General features: G+C 64.0%; 25 protein-coding genes. 14 read left to right on the forward strand and 11 right to left on the reverse strand.

The features are described 5' to 3' along the window. Nucleotides 1–52: 52 nt before the first annotated feature. From BLU32_RS02350 to BLU32_RS02360, 3 genes are all read right to left on the reverse strand, one after another. Nucleotides 53–700: an HD family hydrolase gene (locus tag BLU32_RS02350; RefSeq protein ID WP_244501779.1), complete on the reverse strand. Its 648-nt coding sequence runs from the start codon at nt 698–700 to the stop codon at nt 53–55. After that, complete coding sequence (locus BLU32_RS02355) at nt 697–1,605, reverse strand: folate-binding protein YgfZ (RefSeq protein WP_093804814.1); 909 nt, start codon at nt 1,603–1,605, stop codon at nt 697–699. Before BLU32_RS02355 ends, BLU32_RS02350 begins: the two co-directional genes overlap by 4 nt. A gap of 201 nt (nt 1,606–1,806) precedes the next feature. Then, a complete protein-coding gene (locus BLU32_RS02360) occupies nt 1,807–2,574 on the reverse strand; it encodes a hypothetical protein (protein WP_093804815.1) in 768 nt (255 codons plus the stop codon). A gap of 350 nt (nt 2,575–2,924) precedes the next feature. On the opposite strand from BLU32_RS02360, the gene BLU32_RS02365 reads away from it, so the two are divergent. Beyond that, nucleotides 2,925–4,202, forward strand: a complete 1,278-nt coding sequence (locus BLU32_RS02365) for a L,D-transpeptidase family protein (RefSeq protein ID WP_172838519.1) — start codon at nt 2,925–2,927, stop codon at nt 4,200–4,202. Nucleotides 4,203–4,303: 101 nt separating this feature from the next. Here BLU32_RS02365 and BLU32_RS02370 read toward each other — a convergent pair whose 3' ends face one another. Together BLU32_RS02370 and BLU32_RS02375 are read right to left on the reverse strand one after the other, a co-directional pair. Next, nucleotides 4,304–4,687, reverse strand: a complete 384-nt coding sequence (locus BLU32_RS02370; protein ID WP_093804817.1) for a DUF427 domain-containing protein — start codon at nt 4,685–4,687, stop codon at nt 4,304–4,306. 47 nt (nt 4,688–4,734) lie between these two features. Continuing rightward, a complete protein-coding gene (locus BLU32_RS02375; RefSeq protein ID WP_208976962.1) occupies nt 4,735–5,421 on the reverse strand; it encodes a hypothetical protein in 687 nt (228 codons plus the stop codon). A gap of 236 nt (nt 5,422–5,657) precedes the next feature. Here BLU32_RS02375 and BLU32_RS02380 point away from each other — a divergent pair, with 236 nt between their 5' ends. Further along, entirely contained in the window at nt 5,658–6,281 is a 624-nt protein-coding gene (locus tag BLU32_RS02380) for a LysE family translocator (RefSeq protein WP_093804818.1), read from the forward strand. A gap of 46 nt (nt 6,282–6,327) precedes the next feature. On the opposite strand, the gene BLU32_RS02385 is transcribed toward BLU32_RS02380, so the two are convergent. From BLU32_RS02385 to BLU32_RS02405, 4 genes are all read right to left on the reverse strand, one after another. Beyond that, complete coding sequence (locus tag BLU32_RS02385; RefSeq protein ID WP_093804819.1) at nt 6,328–6,600, reverse strand: hypothetical protein; 273 nt, start codon at nt 6,598–6,600, stop codon at nt 6,328–6,330. Between the two features lie 156 nt (nt 6,601–6,756). Beyond that, nucleotides 6,757–7,035: a TIGR02301 family protein gene (locus BLU32_RS02390; protein ID WP_093804820.1), complete on the reverse strand. Its 279-nt coding sequence runs from the start codon at nt 7,033–7,035 to the stop codon at nt 6,757–6,759. Nucleotides 7,036–7,274: 239 nt separating this feature from the next. Continuing rightward, nucleotides 7,275–7,718, reverse strand: a complete 444-nt coding sequence (locus tag BLU32_RS02400; protein ID WP_093810479.1) for an NUDIX hydrolase — start codon at nt 7,716–7,718, stop codon at nt 7,275–7,277. Nucleotides 7,719–7,747: 29 nt separating this feature from the next. After that, complete coding sequence (locus BLU32_RS02405; RefSeq protein WP_093804822.1) at nt 7,748–8,266, reverse strand: hypothetical protein; 519 nt, start codon at nt 8,264–8,266, stop codon at nt 7,748–7,750. A gap of 140 nt (nt 8,267–8,406) precedes the next feature. Here BLU32_RS02405 and BLU32_RS02410 point away from each other — a divergent pair, with 140 nt between their 5' ends. Beyond that, nucleotides 8,407–9,195, forward strand: coding sequence for an SOS response-associated peptidase (locus BLU32_RS02410; protein WP_093804823.1), 789 nt, complete (start codon nt 8,407–8,409; stop codon nt 9,193–9,195). A 16-nt stretch (nt 9,196–9,211) separates the two neighbouring features. Here BLU32_RS02410 and BLU32_RS02415 read toward each other — a convergent pair whose 3' ends face one another. Continuing rightward, complete coding sequence (locus tag BLU32_RS02415) at nt 9,212–10,636, reverse strand: FAD-binding oxidoreductase (protein WP_093804824.1); 1,425 nt, start codon at nt 10,634–10,636, stop codon at nt 9,212–9,214. A gap of 217 nt (nt 10,637–10,853) precedes the next feature. On the opposite strand from BLU32_RS02415, the gene fabI reads away from it, so the two are divergent. Both fabI and BLU32_RS02425 read left to right on the forward strand, forming a co-directional pair. Then, complete coding sequence (gene fabI / locus BLU32_RS02420) at nt 10,854–11,675, forward strand: enoyl-ACP reductase FabI (RefSeq protein WP_093804825.1); 822 nt, start codon at nt 10,854–10,856, stop codon at nt 11,673–11,675. A 79-nt stretch (nt 11,676–11,754) separates the two neighbouring features. Then, nucleotides 11,755–12,381: a histidine phosphatase family protein gene (locus BLU32_RS02425; RefSeq protein WP_093804826.1), complete on the forward strand. Its 627-nt coding sequence runs from the start codon at nt 11,755–11,757 to the stop codon at nt 12,379–12,381. A 78-nt stretch (nt 12,382–12,459) separates the two neighbouring features. On the opposite strand, the gene BLU32_RS02430 is transcribed toward BLU32_RS02425, so the two are convergent. Next, a complete protein-coding gene (locus BLU32_RS02430; protein WP_157727460.1) occupies nt 12,460–12,720 on the reverse strand; it encodes a DUF1344 domain-containing protein in 261 nt (86 codons plus the stop codon). A gap of 258 nt (nt 12,721–12,978) precedes the next feature. Here BLU32_RS02430 and BLU32_RS02435 point away from each other — a divergent pair, with 258 nt between their 5' ends. The 9 genes from BLU32_RS02435 (at nt 12,979) to BLU32_RS21995 (ending at nt 22,661) form a co-directional block, all read left to right on the forward strand. Further along, on the forward strand, nt 12,979–14,244 hold the full coding sequence (locus tag BLU32_RS02435; RefSeq protein ID WP_093804828.1) for a DUF3095 domain-containing protein: 1,266 nt from the start codon (nt 12,979–12,981) through the stop codon (nt 14,242–14,244). A gap of 161 nt (nt 14,245–14,405) precedes the next feature. Then, nucleotides 14,406–15,491: a chorismate synthase gene (gene aroC, locus BLU32_RS02440; protein WP_093804829.1), complete on the forward strand. Its 1,086-nt coding sequence runs from the start codon at nt 14,406–14,408 to the stop codon at nt 15,489–15,491. Nucleotides 15,492–15,575: 84 nt separating this feature from the next. Next, nucleotides 15,576–16,895, forward strand: coding sequence for a 3,4-dihydroxy-2-butanone-4-phosphate synthase (gene ribB / locus BLU32_RS02445; protein WP_093804830.1), 1,320 nt, complete (start codon nt 15,576–15,578; stop codon nt 16,893–16,895). Between the two features lie 269 nt (nt 16,896–17,164). Next, a complete protein-coding gene (gene dxs, locus BLU32_RS02450) occupies nt 17,165–19,138 on the forward strand; it encodes a 1-deoxy-D-xylulose-5-phosphate synthase (protein ID WP_093804831.1) in 1,974 nt (657 codons plus the stop codon). A gap of 228 nt (nt 19,139–19,366) precedes the next feature. Continuing rightward, nucleotides 19,367–20,734 carry an MFS transporter gene (locus BLU32_RS02455; RefSeq protein WP_093804832.1) on the forward strand — a complete coding sequence of 456 codons (1,368 nt, stop codon included), beginning with the start codon at nt 19,367–19,369 and terminating at the stop codon, nt 20,732–20,734. A 77-nt stretch (nt 20,735–20,811) separates the two neighbouring features. Next, nucleotides 20,812–21,219, forward strand: coding sequence for a hypothetical protein (locus tag BLU32_RS02460; protein WP_172838520.1), 408 nt, complete (start codon nt 20,812–20,814; stop codon nt 21,217–21,219). Nucleotides 21,220–21,346: 127 nt separating this feature from the next. Continuing rightward, nucleotides 21,347–21,865, forward strand: coding sequence for a copper chaperone PCu(A)C (locus tag BLU32_RS02465; RefSeq protein WP_093804834.1), 519 nt, complete (start codon nt 21,347–21,349; stop codon nt 21,863–21,865). Nucleotides 21,866–21,872: 7 nt separating this feature from the next. Next, nucleotides 21,873–22,490: an SCO family protein gene (locus BLU32_RS02470; RefSeq protein ID WP_093804835.1), complete on the forward strand. Its 618-nt coding sequence runs from the start codon at nt 21,873–21,875 to the stop codon at nt 22,488–22,490. A gap of 15 nt (nt 22,491–22,505) precedes the next feature. Further along, nucleotides 22,506–22,661, forward strand: coding sequence for a hypothetical protein (locus BLU32_RS21995; protein ID WP_172838502.1), 156 nt, complete (start codon nt 22,506–22,508; stop codon nt 22,659–22,661). The last annotated feature ends 14 nt before the right edge of the window (nt 22,662–22,675 follow it).

Raw genomic sequence — 22,675 nt, forward strand, 5'->3', positions numbered from 1 at the left:
TGGTTGGCACCCTTCGACACAATGCCTTATTTAGGGCGCTGTCGGGTATCGTTCAGTGTGATTGAGCCCGCAACGTCTCGATTTCTTCGAAGCGTTCGAGAAGGCGTTCCTGCGCGCGGGCCGAAGGGAGCGCTGAAAGACCAAGGCGGGGTTCTCCACCCCCGACTTTCGCAAAGCCGCGCGGCCGGCCGAAGATTCGTGCAGCCTCGGCATGGGAAAACCCGGCAAGCTCCACCGCCTCGAAATAGGCGGCGATCGTATCGGCGCGCTTTGTGAGTGTCTTCAGCCGCGCCGGCGTGACGGCCGGCAGCCCGAAACGCAGGTGGATGGCGGCTTGAAGCCGGGCCTCTATTTCCTTGTAATTTCCGCCCATCACCGCCTTGAACGGTGAGATCATGTCGCCGATCACATACTCCGGGGCATCGTGCAGCAGGATGATCTGGCGGGCGTCGGGCGACAAGTCCGGCTTCAATTCGAGCGCCAAGTCCTCCACCAGCAGCGAGTGCTCGGCCACCGAAAAGGCGTGGTCGCCGACCGTCTGTCCGTTCCACCGCGCGACGCGGGCAAGGCCATGGGCGATGTCCTCGATCTCGACATCGAGCGGCGAGGGGTCGAGAAGATCGAGCCGCCGGCCGGACAGCATGCGTTGCCAGGCGCGCGGTGCGGCGGCCTTCGCAGCTTGACCCATGCCTTTGGTCATGCGCCGTTGCCCGGCGTTTCCGGCCAGACAAATGTTGCCCAGTCGGGAAGAGACGCCTCGATATCGACCTCGCCGGCGAGGATCGGCTCACCGCGCGCACGCGCGTTCTGCACCCGATCGAGACGCACAAGTGCAAGCCCGGCCGACCCGTCCGTGGTGCCAAGCGTTCCGGAGGTCTTTCCGCCGGCGATGATGGCGCTGCCGGGGGCGGGAAGCGGGGCGTCGGCTGCAACGCGTACGATCCGGCGGCGCGCCGTTCCGCGGTGCTGCATCCGGCTGACGACCTCTTGTCCGACGAAACAGCCCTTGTCGAAGGCAACGCCGTTGAGGTCGTCCATGTCCGCGTCATGGGGGAAGGCATCGCCGGGCTGAAAGTCATGCGGGGCTTCGGGCAGGGCAAACGCGACGCGGCGGGCGTGATAGGCGCCTTCATCGGCAAGACTGAAGCCGGCCGGCACGTTTGCCTCCGTCCTCGACAGAAAGCGGGCACCGAATGCCGTCAGGCGCGGGTCGGGAACCGCAATACCGGGGAAATCCGCCGGGACATCCCCGCCCCAGGCCGCGAGCACGCGGAAGGTGTCGCTCACGTCCGCAATCTCGACCTTGGCGCGCAGCTTGTAAAAACCGAGCCGCTTGGCAAAGTCCGCGGCACCGGAAACATGGGTGTCGAGCAGATAGGCGTCCGCGTCGGCGAAAATCAGGAAATCGAACAGGATTTTTCCCTGCGGCGTCAGCAAGGCGCCATAGCCGGCGCCGTCGGCATCCACATCGTCCAGATCGCAGGTCAACAGGTTTTGCAGAAAACCGCGCGCATCGGCGCCCGCGACACGAATGACCCGCCGGTCGGTAAGCGGGGCGCAAACGCCGGCCGGTTCCGATGAGTTGCTGGGTGCCGTCTGGTTCATGAGAATCCTCCGCCCGGTGTCCTTCACGCGAGATAGGCCGGATCGATGCGGCCAGCAAGAGGGCACGGACAGACAAGTGTGCGGCGCGCGGCCTCCACGGATGCGCGTTTGATCGAATGGAGCCAGTGCGTAAAGCCCATCGGCTCGGACGGAACGCAGGTATTCGCCGGGCGTGCCGGCCGGACGCCGGCAGCCGTTGTGTCAGGCGGGGCTCGGCAGCGAGCCGCGTCCGCCGAAATTCGCCGACAGGTTGGCGATCCGCGCGCGGGCCGGGATCGGCCGGATCGTGAAGAGGCGCGGAATGCGATGGTCGGCGACGTCGGACGCCAGAGCCATCAGCGCCTCGATGTTTTCTCCGACCCGGCGATGCGTTTCGGTCTCGATGCGGATGCGTCGCCACACGTGACGCTGCACGACAAGGTCCAGGCAGGCCTTGAGGTCGGGAATGAGGAACTCCAGGTCGAGGGTCGGCAGCCCGAGATAGGCGCGCAACTCGTCGAAGATCGTTCTCAGCACCGCTGCATAGGCCGTTTCCTCGGAGTTCGGTCGCAGCTCGTTGATGTCGAGACACTGGATCTGCGCTTCCTCGCGGGCGACCTCGATAAATGCGGTGATCTGCGCGCTGGTGAGTTTGCAGGTTCCGTCCTCGAGCGCCAGCTGCCTCATCAGGAGGGACGCCTCGAAGATATCGAGAATGCGCCGCGAAAGCACCTGGACCAGTTCGCGCAGCGCGCGCTCCTGCACCGGGTTGCACTCGACGAAGTTCATTTCCGCGATATCGAACAGGCCGGCCTCGAAGGCTTCGCTTACGTTTCTGAAACACGGATTTTGATCCAGCAATCGATTGACGACCGGCAGGGCATCCACTTCTACCGGGCAGTCGGACATGCGAATGTCGTTGATGTCGGTGAACATGGGTTGGGCTTTGCGTTCCAGGGTGGTTTGCGGATTGAACACAGTGGTCTCCATCGCGGACTCTTGTCTTTCCGCGCTTCCTGTCTTGTTTTTTTGATTGGGCGACCAAGTTTCGGTCGTCTTGGTTAAACGATTCCGAATCGCGTCGTGAGTCGCAACGAAGAAATGATTTTCAAACGCAAGGAAATTTGCGGAATTGCAGCGGTTTTTGTGTGGACAAGGCCGAATCGCTCGCGGCGTCACCCTTCGTGTAAGAGGATCTCCGGACGATGCATCCGGGTGTGATTGCGGTCACGGAAGCGCCCTGCAGATCGGCATAGCCTGCAGCAACTAACGAGGGATTCACGGATCCACGGTATTCACTGTTTCACGGTCCGGGGACAACAGCGGCGATGGGTGTGCGCATGAGCAAGATGACAGTCAAGATTGCGGAAAGTGACCGCCGGCATCGCCGAGCCTTCGCAATGCGAGGCGCGGTGCTGGGAATGGCGATGGCCCTGGCGGCAACGCCGGTCATGGCGCGGGACACCAAGCCGCTGGAACCGCTCGCCGGCGAGACGGCGAACGCGGGGCCCGCCATGCTTGCCGAGGCACCCGTGCAGATCCTGGTGTCGCTGAAGGATCAGACGCTCGACGTCTATCGCGGCACGCAACTCGTCGAGAGCACGCGAATTTCGTCCGGCAAGAGAGGGTATGGCACGCCGACGGGGATCTTCAGCATCCTCGAGAAAAGGCGCCGTCATTTTTCCAATCTCTACAATGATGCTCCGATGCCCTACATGCAGCGTCTGACCTGGTCGGGGATCGCCCTGCATGAGGGGCGTGTTCCCAACTATCCCGCCTCGCATGGCTGCATCAGGCTGCCGCGTGGATTTGCCCGCGACCTGTTTGGCCGGACCGAGCGCGGTGGTCACGTCATCGTCACGCGCGAACGCACCCGGCCGGAGGGGATTTTGCACGCGGCCCTGCCGCGGTCCGGCGCCATGGCGACCGAGTTTGCGAGCCTTGACGCGGACGCGGTCCTGTTGCGTCCCGCGCTTCCCGGTGCGGCGAGCGACAACGAACCGGCGACGGTCGGATCGATCGACCGGGCGGCGGAGCCGAGGGCCGAGCCGCGCGATCCGCTGCGCATCCTGATCACACGGACCACGCCACGCGAGCGGTTGCGCGACATGCAGCGCGTGCTTGACGAACTGGGCTATGCGCCCGGTCCCGTCGACGGGGTGATGGGCCGCAAGACCCGCGCCGCGATCCGGCTGTTCCAGGAAGGCGCGGAGCTTCCGGTCACCGGAGAGGCCACCGATCTGGTGCTGCGCGCCCTCTATTCCGCAGCCGGCGAGACCGGGCCCGCGACCGGACGGCTCTACGTGCGCCGCAAGTTCAAGGAGATCTATTCGGCCAACATCGTGTTGAAGGACCCGGATGCGCCGATCGGAACCCACATCTACACCGTGATCGACGATGGCGGCACAGTCAGCGCGCCGCGCTGGATGAGCGTGACCGCCGCCGCCACACAAGGCGGGGACGCGCACGGCATTCTGTCGCGGGTCGAGTGGACGCCGCAGGCCCGCGCCTTTGTGGAGGACCGCCTGGCACTCGGATCGTCGCTGATTGTGACCGACCGTCCGTTCCGCCTGCACTCGGGCCTTGGCACGGATTTCGTGGTCACCACACGCCAGTAGACCTTGCCAGACAACGAACGCAATCGACTTGAAAGAACGCGTCGGCGGGCCTGGCTCACCGGCGCGTTTTCGCTTGCGCCCCTCACCGCCGTCACGCCGGATCAGTCCGCCGCGGAGATCTCCACATCGACGCGGTCGGCATAGAACGCGATGTAGCCCTTGAGGCGGGTCACTTCGTCAAAGGGGATTTCATAGCTCCAGGCGGCAGCGTCCGCGTTCCCGTCAGGAACGGTGACGGTCCAGTAGGTGGCCGTGCCCTTGAAAGGGCAATAGGTGGTGCGATCGGACGCGGCCAGTCGCCCGATATCGACGTCCTCCCTTGGCAGGTAGTGCACATCCGGATATCCGGTCTCGCACACCATGATGCTGCGGCGGCTTTCCGCGACGGGCGCGCCGTAGAGACTGACCCGCACGAGGTCCGTGCTCGGGTGGAGGCTGATGGCATGGTCCGGGTGCGCGGCAAATCCGGGCGCGGGATTGCTCATTTGACGGGGCCTTTCGTCTTCACTGCGGCCTTGAACGGATCGGCGCGTCAATCGCCGGCCACGAAGTAATGCATCGTACCGTCCGGGCCGATGCCCAGCCGGTAGAAGGTCCAGGTGCCGGTCAGGTTCATGTCCGCCATGTCGCCGGCGGTGACAAGCTGGAACAGCTCGACCCTTTGTTCCGGCGTGAGCCGGTCGAACGGGGTGCGCGCGAAATAGGGCCAAATGTACATTTCCTGCGACGTGCCCTGATCGGCATGGACGTAGCCGGCCTCCAGAACCTCGGCCAGGATTGCCAGGATCTCGTATCCGTCCTCGTCGCCCGAGGCGGACTTGAGATAGTCGATCGGATCGTTCATCTCGCCGAAGGTGAGGGTGGGCATCATCTCGTTGCCCTCCAGCACCATCCGTATCCGGTTCATGTCGCCCGAATGCGCCGCCTCCAGCAATTGGGCGCGCATGCGCGCCACCGGCTTGGGCAGGTCCCGATCTCCGTAGTGGACTTTCGGCAGCACAACCTGCGGCGCGTCGGTGGCGCCGGCCGCCGCTGTGCCCGGTTCGGCCAGCGGGTTTGCCTCAATCAGGTCATCGGCGGGAACGAGGGGCGAGGAGGGAGCGACGTCGCGCGGCTCGACCTGGATCCGTTCGGTCTGGACACTCGCCGCCGCCGCGGGTCCGGACATGGCAACAAACGGGAGAAGCAGTCCGATCGCCAGTGTTCGCAAGCCAGTCATCGTCACCTCGGGTTTCAATCACACTTCGGGTTCGCGCGACCCTATAGCAAGCCGGCGCTCGGCCAAAACACAGCTTTGAGAGCCCAGGCCGGGGCTTGGGCGGGTGGCCGGCCGTGCGTGGCAGAACGCGGGCTGTTGAGTGTTGTGCCGTCGATAAGATAAGGCTTGTTGATCGGCTGGAAAGGGGCATGGGGCATGCCTGCTGCGGATCAGGCGGAAAGTGGGCAGGTGTGTCGATGTCGGTTTTTTTTCTGATCGGGATTGCGATCGGCGTCGCGACCAGCGCGCCGGTCGGCCCGGTCAACATCGCGGCCATCCAGCGTGCATTTCGCTCCGGATTCCTGCCGGGCCTTTTTGCCGGCGCAGGCGCGGTGCTGGCCGACGGAATCTATGCCGGATTTGCCGCCTTCGGCATCACGGCCGTGTCGGATTTCGTTGAGCGCCACAGCGGTCTGATCCAGATCACCGGCGGGATGCTTGTGATCCTTTTCGGGGCGCGCGTGCTTGCCGCGCATCCGCACTTCACGGAGGAGGACGGCCCGCCGTCCGGCCTTCTGGCCGGCATGGTTACCGGATTTGCCATCACCATCACCAATCCGGGGGTGGTGCTCGGATTTCTGGCGATCTTCGGAAGTCTGGGAAAATGGGCGCCGGACCCGGGCGACTATGCCGGCGCAACCGCGATGGTGGCCGGGGTGGTCGCGGGAGCAACCGGCTGGTGGGTGTTCATTTCCGCGACCGTGTCGCGGTTGCGGGCGCGCATCACGGACGCCTGGCTGGTGTGGATCAATCGGGCCTCCGGTGGCCTGCTGATCGTCTTCGGCCTGGCGATCTTTGGTCATCTTCTGCTGGGCGGATAGCCGGCGGTCACCGGTGTTTAGGGTCCGCACCCGAGACCGGCACGCGTCAGTGCAGCGGTTTGAACAGCGTGTAATCGCCGCGCCGAACCCGCGACGGCAGATCTTCCGCCATCTGTGCGACGGCTTCCTCGCCGAAGGTCGTCACCAGATCCGCAAAGGCCGTGAAAAGAGCCGCATGGGAGACAGCGGCGGAATCGATGCCGCAGGCGGTTGCTTCGGCGAAAGCCTCGTCGATATAGCCGAGCGCCATCCGGCGGATCTCCTGATCCGTGACCGGAATTTCCTCAACCTCGAATTCGCTCTGGTCGGTGTCTCGCATGTCTGTCCGCCCTGGTCCGTGCTCGTTGTGTGCGATACGGACCATGTTTGCGTGAGTCGGACGCCGAACGTAAACAATTCCTTAATGAAACCGCTCAAATCTGCCAATCATGGTTAACGTGCGGTGGGTTTTTAACCCCAATCCGCGGCTCAAATGTTAACGGTTGTAGCGGGTGGTCACATTGCGGATGAGGGCGCCACCTTCCTCCACGTAGCGCGCCAAGGCTGTCTCCGCCGCTGGCGTACACTGCCGGTAGACGGAGGAAAAGCCCCGGTATCCCTGATTGAAGCGTTCGATGAAGCGGCGTGAGCGCGCATCGTCGCGCACTTCCGCTTCGAGCAGCGAGCGCATCTGGTCGCGCCACAACGTGCCGTCCGCCGCTCCGCACAGCGGGCGCAGGTAGTGCAGTGCGCCGAGGATTTCCGAAAGTCGCATCAAGTCGGTTTCATAGGGGGGTCTTCGGGTCGCGACTGTGCGACCGCGGGATGGCGGACGGCGTTCCCCATGATCAGGACAAGAGCCACACACGCGACCATCGCGGCGCGACGGCCGCACGTGCGAAACCCGTTAACGGTCCAGGGACGGACGATGGGAATGATCTGTTCGGACATCGCGGGAAAGATGCGCCGGGCGCGCAGCGCGTGCAAGAGGAGATGCGTGTTTTCGCCGGACCCTCAGGTCCCGGGACCGGAGGTCGTGTCGGCGACAAGCCGGCGGATGCGGGTTGCGGTGCCCGGTGTCATCGGACGATTGTCGAGATCGCCGATCGCGACCCAGGCGGCGTCCTGCGCATCGTCCCCTGCAGCGAGCATGCCATTCGTCCGGATCGCCAGGAACACGGCGATGCGGAACCGCTGTGCGGGAATGCCGGGGTGCTCGGGGCTTTCCACCTCGACCCATTCGACCGGCTCGGGATCGAGGTCGGCGTGCAGACCGGTTTCCTCCCGCAGTTCACGTACGGCGGCGATACGCGGCGTTTCTCCGGCCTCGACACGCCCGCCCGGAAGGCTCCAGTGTCCAAGAAACGGGGCCTTGCCGCGTCTTATCAGCAATACGGTTTGGTCTTGTCGGCACAAGACGCTGACACCGAGAGCTGTGGCGGGCGACGGGGCGTCCACGTCGCGTTCGGGATCGGCATTTTCGTGCGTCACGCGAAAAGGGCGTCGATGGAGGCCTGCGAATCGGCTTCCGGCACGTCGGCCGGGTCGAGATGGCCGTGGATGATTGCGCTGGCACTGGCGATCAGCGGCTTGATTTCTTCCACCGTCTCCGTGGCGAGCGATGCGGCCAACGCATCGATCCCTTCGGGCGTCTCGGCGACGGCGCGCAGCCGCCCTTGCTTTTCGCAAACGGCGGTATCGAGTGTGGCGACGACATCGCGCAGGGCGCGGCGCAATGGTGGCGGTGCGGCATAAAACGCCTCGATCGCAAGCCCTTTCTCGGTGAAAACGGATGCCTCGAAATGCGCTTCGTAACTCAGTGGGGTCCAGTCGAGCACGTCTTCCGCGCAATCGGGCATGGCCGGCAGCATTTCGAGCATCATCACCACCTCGTTGAAGTGATTGAGATAGTCGGTCGCCAGGCCGGTATGCGGATTGATATTTGCGGCGGCAAGCCTGTCCGCCGATAGCCGGCCTGCCCCAAGAGTTGGTTGCGTCTCGCTCATCTGTCCGTCTCTTCGGATCTTTTCACCTTGCAGTTCTACAGCCATCCGGTTTCAATTTGCCTAATTGCCAGTGAGTTATGTCTGTCACTGCGGTGGATGCCACGGTATCGACCGCAAACCCGGTTCGAGGTTGCGACGCGATGTGCGGACGTTTTGCCCTATCTGCAACACCGCAGGAGGTGCAGGCCTTGTTTGGCTATGCCGACACGCCGAATTTTCCGCCACGCTACAATATCGCACCGACGCAGCCGGTCGCGACCGTCCGTCAGGCTCATGGCGCGCGGCGGTTTGTGCTGGTGCGCTGGGGCCTGGTACCAGGGTGGGTCAAGGACCCGGCGAGCTTCAGCCTCCTGATCAATGCCAGAGCGGAGACGGCGGCGGAAAAGCCGTCTTTCCGGGCGGCAGTGCGGCACCGCCGGTGCCTGATACCCGCTAGCGGCTTCTATGAGTGGCACCGGCCGGATACGGGACCGAAACAGCCCTACTGGATCCGGCCGAAGGATGGCGGCATCGTTGCCTTTGCCGGGCTTTGGGAGGAATGGTGCGATCCCGACGGTGGCGAGATCGAAACCGGGGCGATCCTTACAGTCGAGGCCAACGCGACTGTCAGCCCGGTCCACAACCGCATGCCGGCCGTCATCGCGCCCGAGGATTTCGACGCCTGGCTCGACGTTCAAAACACGCCGCTGAAGGAAGCACGGGCGCTGCTGCGCCCCGCGCCGGAAAGCCTGTTTGAAACGCTGCCGGTGTCCACCCGCGTCAACAGTGCGCGCGAGGACGCGCCGGAGTTGCTGGATCCCGTGGCCGTTGAAAACGCGCTCGACAGGAACGGCGACACCGCCGAGACGGTCTCACCGGCACCGCGCAAGGTGAGGGCGCGCGCCGCCAAGGGGATGCGGTCCGACGACGAGCAGTTCGACCTCTTCTAGCTGGGGCCGGCCGGCCCTACAGGACGCGCCCGGGGTTGAGCGTGCAGTTCGGATCGAAGGCCGCCTTGACGCGTCGCATCAGGTCCATCTCCACCTCGCTTTTCACTTCGGCGAGCAAATCCCGCTTCAGCCGGCCAATGCCGTGTTCGGCGGAAATCGAACCGCTGTATCTGCCAACGACGTCATGAACGACTGCGTTCATCTCGTCCCAGCGGGCGATATAGGCGGCCTTGTCAGCGCCCGGCGGCTGGCTGACGTTGAAGTGGATGTTGCCGTCGCCCATGTGGCCGAAGGGAACCGGACGGCAGCCGGGGACAAGTGCCTCAACCGCCGCGATCGCCTCTTGGAGAAACGCCGGGACGTCGGCGACAGGCACGGACACATCGTGCTTGATCGAGCCGCCTTCCTCGCGCTGCACCTCCGACATGCCGTGGCGGATATGCCAGAAGTCGGCGGCCTGCTGACCGGATTCCGCGAGAGCCGCATCCTCGACGAGACCCGCCTCATAGGCATCGCCAAGGATCGTCTCCATCAAGACGCGCGTTGGCGATGCGTCTTCCGCGTCCTCCGTTCCGGCGGAAAGCTCCATCAGCACGTACCAGGGGGAGGGGGCCTGGAGCGGGTCCCGCGCGCCCTGCAGGTGTTTGACAGCGAATTCGACGCCGATTCGCGGCATCAATTCAAAGCCCGTGAGCATGGAACCGGCCCGTGCGCGCGCCCGGGAGAACAGCGCCAGCGCGTCCTTGGGGGATGCAAGACCGACAAAGGCGACATCCTGCGCGCGCGGCCTGGGGAAAAGCTTGAGGACGGCGGCGGTGACGATGCCCAAAGTGCCTTCCGAACCGATAAACAATTGTTTCAGATCGTAACCGGTGTTGTCCTTTCGCAGGCTGCGAAGCCCGTCCAGGATGCGTCCGTCCGGCAGCACCACCTCCAGGCCGAGCACGAGATCGCGGGTGTTGCCATAGGCGAGCACGGCGGTTCCACCGGCGTTGGTCGCAATGTTTCCGCCGATCTGGCACGATCCCTGTGAGCCGAGCGTGAGGGGAAACAGCCGGTCGGCCGCCTCGGCCGCGTCATGGATCGCCTGAAGGGTGCAGCCGGCCTCCACGGTCATCGAGAATCCGTCCGCATCAACCGCGCGCACCTTGTTCAGGCGCGACAGGCTGAGCACGATTTCGGTGGCGGATTCACTGGGAATCTGCCCTCCGACAAGGCCGGTGTTGCCGCCTTGCGGAACGATTTTCAGCCCGCTCGCATCTGCGTGGGCAAGGATTGCCGCAACCTCCTCCCGAGAGCCTGGACGCAACACCACGGGTGTCTTCCCGACATAAAGGTCGCGCCATTCGCGCAGGTAGGAAGCGGTGTCTTCCGGCGCACGCAAGGCATTGCGCTCGCCGACGATTTCAATGAGACGGGAGAGGCTGGCTGTGTCGGTCATGGAGCGGTGGCCTGATCGTTTTTGAACCGGGAAAGCGGCACGACGAATATCACATTTTGCCATCACGTCGACCTTGGAGGCACCGGGCGGGTGGCTTGAAGGCGGCTGGGGGCTGTGCCATACGAACGCGTTCCCGTTGCAGGTGGTTGAGCGGGCGCGGGCTGGTCGTTCCGAACGCGGGACCCGGCCTTTTATGTGGGCGTGCAGGAGAGATGGCATGGCGGGTAAAGAAGGACTGATGGCTGGCAAGCGCGGGCTTATCATGGGCGTCGCGAACAACCGGTCCATCGCCTGGGGGATCGCCAAGGCACTCGCCGATTCGGGAGCGGAACTGGCCCTGACGTATCAGGGTGACGCGCTGCGCAAGCGGGTCGAGCCGCTGGCCAAGGAGCTGGGCGCCATCGTTGCCGGCAATTGCGACGTGACCGACGAAGCTTCCATCGACGCCGTTTTCGACCATGTGGCCGAGACCTGGGGCAAGATCGACTTCATCGTTCACGCCATTGCGTTCTCCGACAAGGACGAGCTGACCGGCCGCTACGTCGACACGAGCGCAGGCAATTTTGCCCGTACGATGCAGATCTCCTGCTACTCCTTCACTGCGGTCGCGCAGCGGGCGGAAAAGCTGATGACCGACGGCGGGTCGATGCTGACGCTGACCTATTACGGTGCGGAGAAGGTCATGCCGCATTACAACGTCATGGGTGTCGCCAAGGCCGCGCTGGAAGCAAGCGTGCGCTACCTCGCCGCCGATCTTGGCAAGGACGGTATCCGCGTGAACGCGATTTCGGCGGGTCCGATCAAGACGCTGGCCGCCTCCGGCATCGGCGATTTCCGATACATCCTGAAGTGGAACGAGTACAACGCGCCGCTTCGCCGCACCGTCACCATCGACGAGGTGGGCGATGCAGCCCTGTTCCTGTTGTCGGATCTGGGCCGCGGCATCACCGGCGAGATCCAGCACGTCGACAGTGGCTATCACATCGTTGGCATGAAGGCGCCTGACGCTCCCGATATCTCCGTCGTCGTCAAGGAGTGAGCGCAGCGGCACTGGCGTGAAACGCGCTTCCTGACTATCGAAGCCTTAACACGCGCCTGAATTTACCGAAGGACGTCATATGTCGGACACGAGCGGCGGAACGGTTAGTGTCGCACCGCCCTATCTCATTTTCATCCGCCATGGCCAGACCGACTGGAACGCCGAAGGGCGGATGCAGGGTCACAAGGACATCGAGCTCAACGAAACGGGCCGGGGGCAGGCGCGGCGCAACGCGACGACACTGCGGACACATTTCGAACAGTCCGGTTTGTCGCTGGATGACTTCCACTTCGCCGCCTCGCCGATGCTGCGGACCATGGCGACGATGCGGATCGTGTGCGAGGTGCTTGATCGCGGCGAAGACGACTTCACGGTCGACGAACGCCTGCGCGAGATCACATTCGGCGCGTGGGAAGGCTATACGATCCCGGAACTCACGGAGCAGTCGCCGGAGCTCGTCGCCGGGCGCAAGGCCGACAAATGGGGCTTCGTTCCTCCCGAAGGGGAGAGCTACAAGATGCTCGCCAGCCGCATTGAAGCCTGGCTCGCCACGGTCACCCAGCCGACCGTGGTCGTGTCTCACGGCGGCGTGATGCGGGTCGTGCGCGGTCGTCTTCAGGGGGTCCCGGACGCCGAGATCCCGAAGCTTGATGTACCGCAGGATCAGTTTTTCGTCTGGGACGGATCCCGGCTCGACTGGGTGTGAGGTCGTCAGGACACTTTGTTCGACGCCGCAGCCCCATTTGGCGTGGTGCCGGAATGCGTTCGCACCAATTCTTCAGCTTCACTCCATAACCTGAACGTCCGTCAGGGTCTTCTGGTCGCCGTCCTCGTCGAAAAATGCGAGGACCTTCAGGCCGGGCTTCAGGTCGTCGATGAAAAAGTCGACCGGGATCTCGTAACGGTTGCCGTCCGAGAGCTGCATCTCCGCACTGTTCGGATCGATTTCGACAATCGTCGCCTCGACCTCGCCGGCAAAGGCGGTTCCAAGTGTCATGGCGGCCGCCAGCGCGGTTGCTATGCCTTGCAAGAAAAGACGTGTCATTTCCTTCTCCGTCGGAATGCGCGGGACGTGCGCGCAGCTTCCCATTTCATATCTTTCCTTAAACCGGAAATGTGTGGCGGCGAAGCGGCAATTGCGCATCCGGGGGGTGATCATTGCACGGTTTCTTCGCGATGATCACATGTGTGTGTCTTCGCCTCCGATTTTGGAACCGGAAGGCTGGTTCGGGCGTAATTTACATAAGAATATGTCGCAGCAGTCCCGGGGGCGGGAGCAGTTGGCGAACAGGAGGGAGACACGATGGTGTCGGATCATTCGCACGCCCAGGGTCGATTCTACGCCGACCTGCCGGTCTTTACGGAGTTTTCCGGCGTCGCCGAAGGCAAGTCCTACGCCCGGTTGCCGGACGGCTGGGTTCTTCTTGCCGCCGATATCGTGCGCTCCCGGGATGCTTTGGCGGCCGGCAACTACAAGACTGTCAACATGATCGCGGCTGCGGCCGTGGCCGCCGTTTTGAACGCGTCGAGAAACACCGAGCTTCCTTTCGTCTTTGGCGGGGACGGGGCGATGGCGGCCGTGCCGCCGCATCTGGCCGAAGAGACCGGGCAGGCACTGGCCGGTGTTCGGGTGATCGCCCGCGAAACGGAGGGTCTCGATCTGCGCGTCGCCGCCATCCCGATCGCCGACCTCAGGCGCGCCGGCGCGGATCTCAGGGTTGCGAAGCTGCAGCTCAGCGAAGGAAACAATCTCGCCATGTTTTCCGGCGGCGGGATCGCGATGGCGGAAAAGATCCTCAAGGACCCGGAGCGGGTCTCTCCCTACCGGTTGCGCGAGAGCGACGGTGGTGCGGCCACGGTGCTCGACGGATTGTCCTGTCGATGGGAGCCGGTCCCCGCTGAGCAGGGCCATATCGTCACGCTGATGCTTCGTCCGCAGGATCCCGCCCCCGAAGCCCTGGCGCGGCTGATCGCCGATCTCGACCGCCTGCTCGAGAACGAGTTTTCCGGTGCCGTTCCCGGAAGCGCGCCTGTACGCCGAACGTCGCTTCGGTTCCGCTTCCCTCCCTCGGGCCTGTTGCGCGAGGCGCGCGCCGTCGGTGCGCGCCGGGGTTTTTGGCGTGTGTTGTCGCGGGCGATTCTTGAGGCGCTGGCCTTCGTCGTCGCCGTGACGTTCCGTCGCCGGATCGGGCCGCTTGAGCCGGAGCGCTATCTCGATGAGGTCACCCGCAACACGGATTTTCGCAAGTTCGACGACACGCTTCGTCTCGTGCTGGACCTGAACCAGTCGCAACTCGATGCGCTGGACACATACTTGCGCGAGGGCGAGGCGGACGGCCGCCTCGTCTATGGCATGCATGTGTCGCGATCCGCCTTGATGACCTGTCTGGTGTTTTCCATCGAGGAGAGTCGGCACGTGCATTTCGTCGATGGTTCGGGCGGCGGGTTTTCGCGCGCAGCCAGCGATTTCGACGTTCGCGCCGCCGCTGCCGCACGCCGAAGCGCAACGCAAGGCGACAGCGATGCCGAGCGTCGCGTCGTTGGAAAGGCCCTCGGGCTGGGCGGATGATCCGCGGCGGAAAAGACGGGGAGAATGGGTCCGGCGCTTGCGTGCGGGGTACGCGGTCGGCGAATTTCCGGTTTCCCTCGTCGCCTTCCGCCACTAGAACGGGATGAGTTTGCGGGGATGATCCCGTGCCTTCTGTCATCGCCCGCCTGGATCGAGTTCCCATGTCGCACAACACCTTCGGCCATCTTTTCCGTGTCACGACCTGGGGAGAGAGCCATGGGCCGGCGCTCGGCTGCGTCATCGACGGCTGCCCGCCACGTCTTGCGATCAGCGAAGCGGAAATCCAGGCATATCTCGACCGGCGCAAGCCCGGACAGTCGCGCTTCACGACCCAGCGCAAGGAAGCGGATGCTGTGAAGATCCTCTCCGGCGCGATGGTCGACGAAGACGGCGAGACGCGCACAACCGGCACCCCGATCTCGCTGATGATCGAAAACACCGACCAGCGCTCCAAGGACTATGGAGAGATCAAGGACAGCTACCGTCCCGGACACGCCGACTATACCTATGACGCCAAATACGGTATCCGCGACTATCGCGGCGGCGGGCGGTCCTCGGCGCGCGAAACGGCGGCTCGGGTCGCGGCCGGCGCGGTGGCGCGCAAGGTGATTTCCGGCATGCGGGTGCGTGGTGCGCTCGTCCAGATCGGCCCGCACAAGGTCGACCGCTCGCGCTGGGACTGGGACGAGATCTCCAACAATCCGTTCTTCTGCCCGGATGCGACGACGGCCGCGCGATGGTCCGACTATCTCGATGCCATCCGCAAGGACGGCTCCTCCGTCGGTGCGGTGATCGAGGTCGTCGCCGAGGGCGTGCCGGCCGGGCTCGGCGCGCCGCTCTACGGAAAGCTCGACCAGGACATCGCCAGTGCTTTGATGTCGATCAATGCCGTGAAGGGTGTTGAAATCGGCAACGGGTTCGAGGCGGCGGAACTGACCGGCGAGGCCAACGCCGACGAAATGCGCCTCGGCGAGGATGGCACCCCGAGGTTTCTGTCGAACAACGCCGGCGGCGTGCTCGGCGGTATTTCCTCCGGCGAACCGGTCGTCGCACGTTTCGCGGTCAAGCCGACCTCGTCCATCCTGACACCGCGCCGGTCGGTCACGCGCGGCGGCGAGGAGATCGACGTGCGAACCAAGGGACGTCACGACCCTTGCGTGGGCATTCGCGCCGTCCCGGTGGGCGAGGCGATGCTTGCCTGCGTTCTCGCCGATCACCTCCTGCGCCATCGCGGTCAGGTTGGCTAGGTTTGGTTCCGATTATTTTCAGTATTGCTGAAAATTATTCCACTTTTCATTGTCACTGAAAAATTCTTCGGATAATATGCCGGCATGCGTCTCGACGAATGGCTCGCCCAGTCCAAGGAAACCCGATCTGCTTTTGCTCGCCGTGCCGGCCTGTCTCCGGCCGCGGTGACGGCATTGTGCAACGATCCGGGTGTCTGGGTCTCTCGCGACAGCGCCGAGCGCATTGCCGCCGCCACGAACGGCGCGGTAACCCCGAACGATCTTCTCGGCCTGAAAGGACCTGTGGCTTTGGATCTGTCCCAGCAACGTGTCGCGGAGGCCATCCGCGCGTTCGAGCGCGGCGAGATGCTTGTCGTGACCGACGATGACGACCGCGAGAACGAAGGCGACCTGATTGTTGCGGCCTCGCTCGTATCCCCCGAGCAGATGGCCTTCATGGTGCGCCACACATCCGGCATCGTCTGCGCCCCGATGACGCGCGAGACCGCCCGCCGGCTGCGTCTCGACCCGATGGTGGCCGATAATGACGCGCCGCTGTCGACCGCCTTCACGATTTCCGTCGACTATCGCCACGGACTCACCACCGGCATTTCGGCGGAGGAGCGCTGCTCCACCGTGCGCGCGCTGGCAAACTCCAATGCCGGGGCGGCGGATTTCGCACGGCCCGGGCATGTGTTTCCGTTGGTGGCGCGCGAGGGCGGGGTGTTGATGCGCTCCGGCCATACGGAAGCGGCCGTGGACCTGTGCCGCCTTGCCGGGCAGCCCGAGGTCGGCGTGATCTCCGAACTGGTCAATGACGACGGAACCGTCAAGCGCGGGGCCGAGGTCGCGAATTTCGCGGCCGAGCACGGCCTCAAGATGGTCTCCGTCGCCGATCTCATCGCGTGGCGCCAGCGCATGGAGCGGCTGGTCGAGCGCGTGAGCGAGCAGCCGGTCGAAACCGTGGCCGGTCCGGCCTATGCGGTGACCTATTCGACGCCCTATGATCCAATGCACCATGTCGCGGTGGTTTATGGCGACATTCTCGACGGCCGCAATGTGCCCGTGCGGCTGCAGCTGGAATCCGTGCTCGACGATGTTTTTGGCGACACGCGCGTCATCGACGATGTGTTGCGCGACTTCGCGGGCCGCGGCCGCGGCGTGGTCGTTTATCTGCGCGAGGGATCCGTCGGTGTCGCGCGTCAGGCGCGGCGGGCGCGCACGGATCTGGCGGCGGCGGAACTGGAGGAGCATCAGTCGGCGCAGGCACGCGAGGAGCAGTGGCGCGAAATCGGACTGGGCGCGCAGATCCTCAAGGATCTTGGCGTGAATTCGATCACCTTGCTGGCGTCGCGCCAGCGCCATTATGTCGGCCTGGAAGGGTTCGGGATCGCGATCGAGGGCACGGAGATCCGTGAAATTTGAACGTTCATTCAAAAAAAAGGCCGAGCGAAAGCTCGGCCTCAAGTCGATCACTGTGCACGTGGCCCCATCGACCACAACCTCTGTTTAGTAGTTTTTGACCTTCTGTGCATCACCTAAATGGGTGAGGCGTTCGAATTTATATCCGGGCCGCCTCGTTTTCATTGGTGTTTCCGCGATCCTGACCGGGCTGTCCCGGATTGACAGCGCAACCGCGCGCCTGCGAAACGCTCTGTCGCGGGCGGATTTGCGCCCTATGTGTGGATGGTGTTATGCACCGCGCCAGCCGGAGGTTCCGGCGCGCAACAACACTTGGGATCACATTCGTGTACCAGCGCCCCGATACGCCGCTTCTCGACACCGTTTCCACGCCGGCCGACCTGCGTCGGCTGCCGGAAAAGGACCTGCGCCAGCTTGCCGACGAGCTGCGTGCGGAGATGATCGACGCCGTGTCAGTGACCGGCGGGCACCTCGGCGCCGGTCTTGGCGTCGTCGAACTGACCCTTGCGCTGCACTATGTGTTCAACACGCCGGACGACCGCCTGATCTGGGACGTCGGGCACCAGTGCTACCCGCACAAGATCCTCACCGGGCGGCGCGACCGCATCCGCACCCTGCGTCAGGGCGACGGTCTGTCGGGCTTTACCAAACGCACGGAGAGTGAATACGACCCCTTCGGGGCCGCGCATTCCTCAACCTCGATTTCCGCGGGGCTCGGCATGGCCGTTGCCCGCGATCTCGGCGGGGGCAGCAACAACATCATTTCCGTGATCGGCGACGGCGCGATGTCTGCCGGCATGGCCTATGAGGCGATGAACAACGCCGGCGGCCAGCATTCGCGCATGATCGTCATCCTCAATGACAATGACATGTCGATCGCCCCGCCGGTCGGTGCGATGAGCGCCTATCTGGCCCGGCTGGTGTCGGGCCGTGCCTATCTGACGCTGCGCGACGCGGCCAAGCAGCTCGCCAAGGTGCTGCCGCGCCAGCTTCAGCAAAAGGCGGCCCGCGCCGAGGAATACGCCCGTGGCTTCTGGACCGGCGGAACGATGTTCGAGGAGCTCGGTTTCTACTACGTGGGCCCCGTCGACGGGCACAATCTCGATCATCTCCTGCCGGTGCTCAAGAATGTGCGCGACACCCATCAGGGCCCGGTTCTGATCCATGCGGTCACCCGCAAGGGCAAGGGCTACGCGCCCGCGGAGAACTCCGCGGACAAATATCATGGCGTCGCCAAGTTCGACGTGGTGACCGGCAAGCAGGCGAAGCCCAAGGCCAATGCGCCCTCCTACACGCGGATCTTTGCCGAAAGCCTGATCCAGGAGGCGGAGCGCGACGACAAGGTGGTCGCGATCACGGCGGCCATGCCTGATGGCACGGGCCTTGATCTCTTCGGCGAGGTCTTTCCCAAACGGGTCTTCGATGTCGGCATCGCCGAACAGCACGCGGTGACCTTTTCCGCCGGTCTGGCGACGGAGGGGTACAAGCCGTTTTGCGCGATCTATTCGACCTTCCTGCAGCGCGGATACGACCAGGTGGTGCACGATGTGGCGATCCAGTCGTTGCCGGTGCGTTTTCCGATCGACCGCGCGGGCCTGGTCGGCGCGGACGGACCGACCCATGCCGGCAGTTTCGACACGGCCTATCTCGCCTGTCTGCCCGGGTTCGTCGTCATGGCGGCCGGCGACGAGGCGGAGCTTCGCCACATGGTGGCGACAGCGGCCGCCTATGACGAGGGACCGCTGTCCTTCCGCTATCCGCGCGGCGAAGGCATCGGCATCGAACTACCGCAACGTGGCGAAGTGCTTGAGATCGGACGCGGGCGCATCCTGCGCGAGGGCACCAAGGTGGCGCTGCTGTCCTTCGGCGGCCGGCTGCGCGAGTGTCTGGCGGCGGCGGACGAACTCGATTCGGCCGGTCTCTCGACCACGGTCGCCGATGCACGGTTCGCCAAGCCGCTCGACGAGGACCTGATCTTGCGCCTGGCACGCGAACACGAGGTGCTCGTGCTTGTGGAAGAGGGATCGGTCGGCGGGTTTGCCAGCCATGTGCTCCAGCTTCTCGCCACGCGCGGCGCGCTCGATGCCGGTCTCAAGGTCCGCCCGCTGTGTCTGCCCGATGCGTTCATCGAGCACGACAAGCCCGAGCGCATGTATGCACAGGCAGGTCTCGATGCGGAGGGCATCATGAAGACCGTGTTCGAAGCGCTTGGACAGGATGCGAGAGTCGGCATTCGTCGAGCCTGAACCCGTTTCGCGCAGCCGGATCCCAGGTATTCAGTCCCACGATGTGATCGCGTTCCGACGCTCACAGCGGTTGCGTGTTCTTGACAGGCCGGCGGCCGATCTGTGAGGTTCGCCCTGCTATCAGCTGAACGTTGGCGTGAGTCGGCGTTTATCGTCCTGTGCGCGGCATTTCTGTCGCCGCACTCCCCGATCTGAAAACCAAACCGCTTTTTCCAAGGAGTTGAGTGCATGGCGCATGCGCTGGCGCCCGTCACGGCACTGTTGCTGTCTGTCGCTTTTCTGATTGCCGGGCACGGTCTTCAAAGCACCCTTTTGCCGCTGGCGGGGTCGCAGTTCGAATTCTCGGACATCGCCATTGGTGTGATTTCTTCCAGTTATTTCTTCGGACTCGTGCTTGGCTGCATCGGTGCGCCCTATGTGATCATGCGGGCCGGCCACATCCGCGCCTTTGCGGCGCTCGTGTCGCTGATGTCCGCCGCCGCCATTCTGCATCCGATCCTGGTGGACCCGATCGCCTGGAGCGTGATCCGCATCATCTCCGGCTTCTGCCTTGCCGGCTTCTACATGGTGGTTGAAAGCTGGCTGAACGAAAAGGCGAGCAACGAGAACCGCGGCACGATCATGTCGATCTATATCGTGCTGGTCTATACCGCGATGACGGTCGGCCAGGTGTCGATCACGGCGATGGATATCTCCACCTTCGTGCCGTTCGCGGTCGCCTCGGTGGCGGTCAGCTTGGCTGTGATCCCGGTGTCGCTGACAAGGGCAAATCAGCCGGCGCCGATTACGGTCGTGCGCTTTCGACCGGCAAAGCTCTATCGCACCTCGCCAACGGCCCTTGTCGCCGTTCTGCTGGTCGGTGTCACCCAAGGCGGCCTTTGGTTGATGGCGCCGCTCTATGCCATTCAGGTCGGGCTCTCCACAAATGATGCCGCCTATTTCGCAGCGACAATTGTTGGCGCCGGCGCCTTGTCGCAGTGGCCGATCGGCCGGCTTTCGGACCGTATGGATCGTCGCTACGTGATGCTCGGTCTCGCCGTGGCCGCGGTGATCATCAGCCTGATCTTCTCGACGCTGACGATCTCCGGACTTGGAATGGCACTGGTGCTTGGTTTGCTCATGGGCATTGCCACTCAACCCGCCTATGCGATCGCCGCCTCTCATGGCTACGACTATGCGGAGGCGGACGATTACGTCGAAACGTCGTCCGGCCTGACGCTTGCCTTCGGGATCGGGTCCGCCATCGGCCCGATTTGCGCGTCCCTGGTGATGGCGCGCGTCGGTCCCTCGGGCCTTTTTCTTCAGGTTGCTTTCGTTCAGTTCGTGATGGGTCTTTACATCGTTTCCCGCCTGTTCCGGCGTGGATCGCTGTCGAGCGAGGAAAAGATCGACTACGACTATGCGTCCACGGCGCAGGTCGGTTCGGTCATTTCGCCCGAGCCGCTCGACCTTGACGATTCCCTCGTCATCTCGCCGGACGAATTTCCCGCCTACGAGAGCGAAGCCGAAAGCCCCGAGCAACAAGCCCTGGAAGGGGGCATGGCCGCCGCCTCCAACGAGGATGAGCCGGAGGCCCGTCCGTTGAAGACCGCGTGAGGCGTATCGGCACGACTGCGGCAATTGAACGCTCGACGCGCATGTGGCTTTGCGGCATTGTCGCGCCGATGATCGGGATGAGCACAGTATTGAAGAGCCTTCGACGCGAGGCGCTGCCTTTGGCGGTGCTCGCGATCCTCGCGCTTGTGTTACAGGGCGTGGCAGGGCCGGTTCTTGCCGCCGCCGGCGCGCAGGACGCCCCCGGTCTCCAGATCATTTGCCTGAACGATGCCGTCACGTCCGGCGACACGCAATCCGCGCCATCCGGACACGAGGCCGGCTTTTGCACCTGCGGCCCGGCTTGCCCGCATGGCGCCGCCTGTCAGGCTTTGCGGGGACTTGGCCCTGCGTCGTGGTCCTCCCAACCGCCGGAGGCGATGTCTGTCGCCGAATGGCAGTATCCCGCACGCGCACTCCATTCCGAGCGGTTCGGCGCGCTCAGCGCCATCCGTGGTCCACCCATGCACGAGATCGTGGCTGGCTGACGCGTACCTTGCGTCGGACTGCTTCCTCTTGCGTGGGTCGGATACACTCCGGCCGTATTCGATTTGTTTCGGCTGCGCAGCGACGCGATGGGCGTCAGCGTACCGGTTTTCCTGGAATGGACTGAACATGACGTTTTTGAAGAGCCTTGTCGTTGCGGCCGCGCTTGCGACCGTCTCCCTGCCTGCAGTCGCGCAGGACATCGTCCTCGGCGATCTGACGCTCTCCGACGCCTGGACGCGCGCCACGCCGCCACGCGCGGTTGCCGGCGGCGGTTTCATCACCATCGTCAACGCTGGTAAAGGCGACCGCCTGGTGTCGGCCGCGGCCAATGTCTCCGACAAGACGGAACTGCATGAAATGGCGGTGACCGACGGCGTGATGAAGATGCGCGAAATGGCCGACGGCATTCCCGTGCCGGCCGGCGAAACGCTGGAACTCAAGCCCGGCAGCTACCATGTGATGTTCCTGGGCCTGAATGCACCGCTCAAGCAGGGCGATGTCGTTCCCGTGACCCTGACCTTCGAGAAGGCGGGATCGGTCGAAGTGTCCTTCTCGGTCGAAAAGATCGGCGCCAAGGGAATGGGCATGAAGCACGGAGACGGACGGATGAATGGCGGCATGAAACACGGCCAGCCCAAGAACTGAGGACGACATGTCTGGATTGAAAATGCTTCGTTACGGCGCCTGGGCGGCTGTCGCTCTCGTCATCGCCGCGGTCGCCTTCGTGACGGTCGATCACTACCGCGAAGCGGGAGGCGGGGGGTTTTTATCCCCCGTCGCCGGCATCGGCGGTCCCTTCACTCTTACGGATGCGGCTGCCGGAAAGACAGTGACGGAAGCGGACTTCAAGGGCACGCCGAATGCGTTCTTCTTCGGCTTCACCTTTTGTCCGGATGTCTGTCCGACCACGCTCGCCGAGGCGCAAGGCTGGATCGAGGAGCTGGGCGCGGATGCCGACAAGATCGACTTCGCCTTCATCTCCGTCGATCCGGAACGCGATACGCCGGAGGTGATGCGCGACTATGTGGCCGCGTTCGACGATCGCATTCGCCCGCTGACCGGAACACGCGAACAGGTCGATGACATCGTCGATGCCTACCGCGTCTATGCAAAGCGGGTGGAGCTTGATGACGGCGACTACACCATGGATCATTCGGCCTCCGTATTCCTGATGGATGCCGACAACCGCTTTGTCGGCACGATCGCCTATGGTGAGGCGCATGAGAATGCGATGGCCAAGCTGCGCCGCTTGATTGACGCCCCCTCCTGACGGACACTGATGGCCATGAGCACGTCGCACGCCGCTTCGCGCGGGCCCCTTATGGTGCTGGGCGCCCTTCTTGTCGCGATCCTCTTCGCGGCAACGGGGGTCCTGTGGTTGCGCTACGGCGAAAGCATCTTCGTCGACAGGCTGCTGAGCGGGCTTGCCAATTGCTTTTGAGCGCAGAACGGCGC

Origin of the sequence: Stappia sp. ES.058 (assembly GCF_900105595.1) — a bacterium.
Taxonomy (GTDB): domain Bacteria; phylum Pseudomonadota; class Alphaproteobacteria; order Rhizobiales; family Stappiaceae; genus Stappia.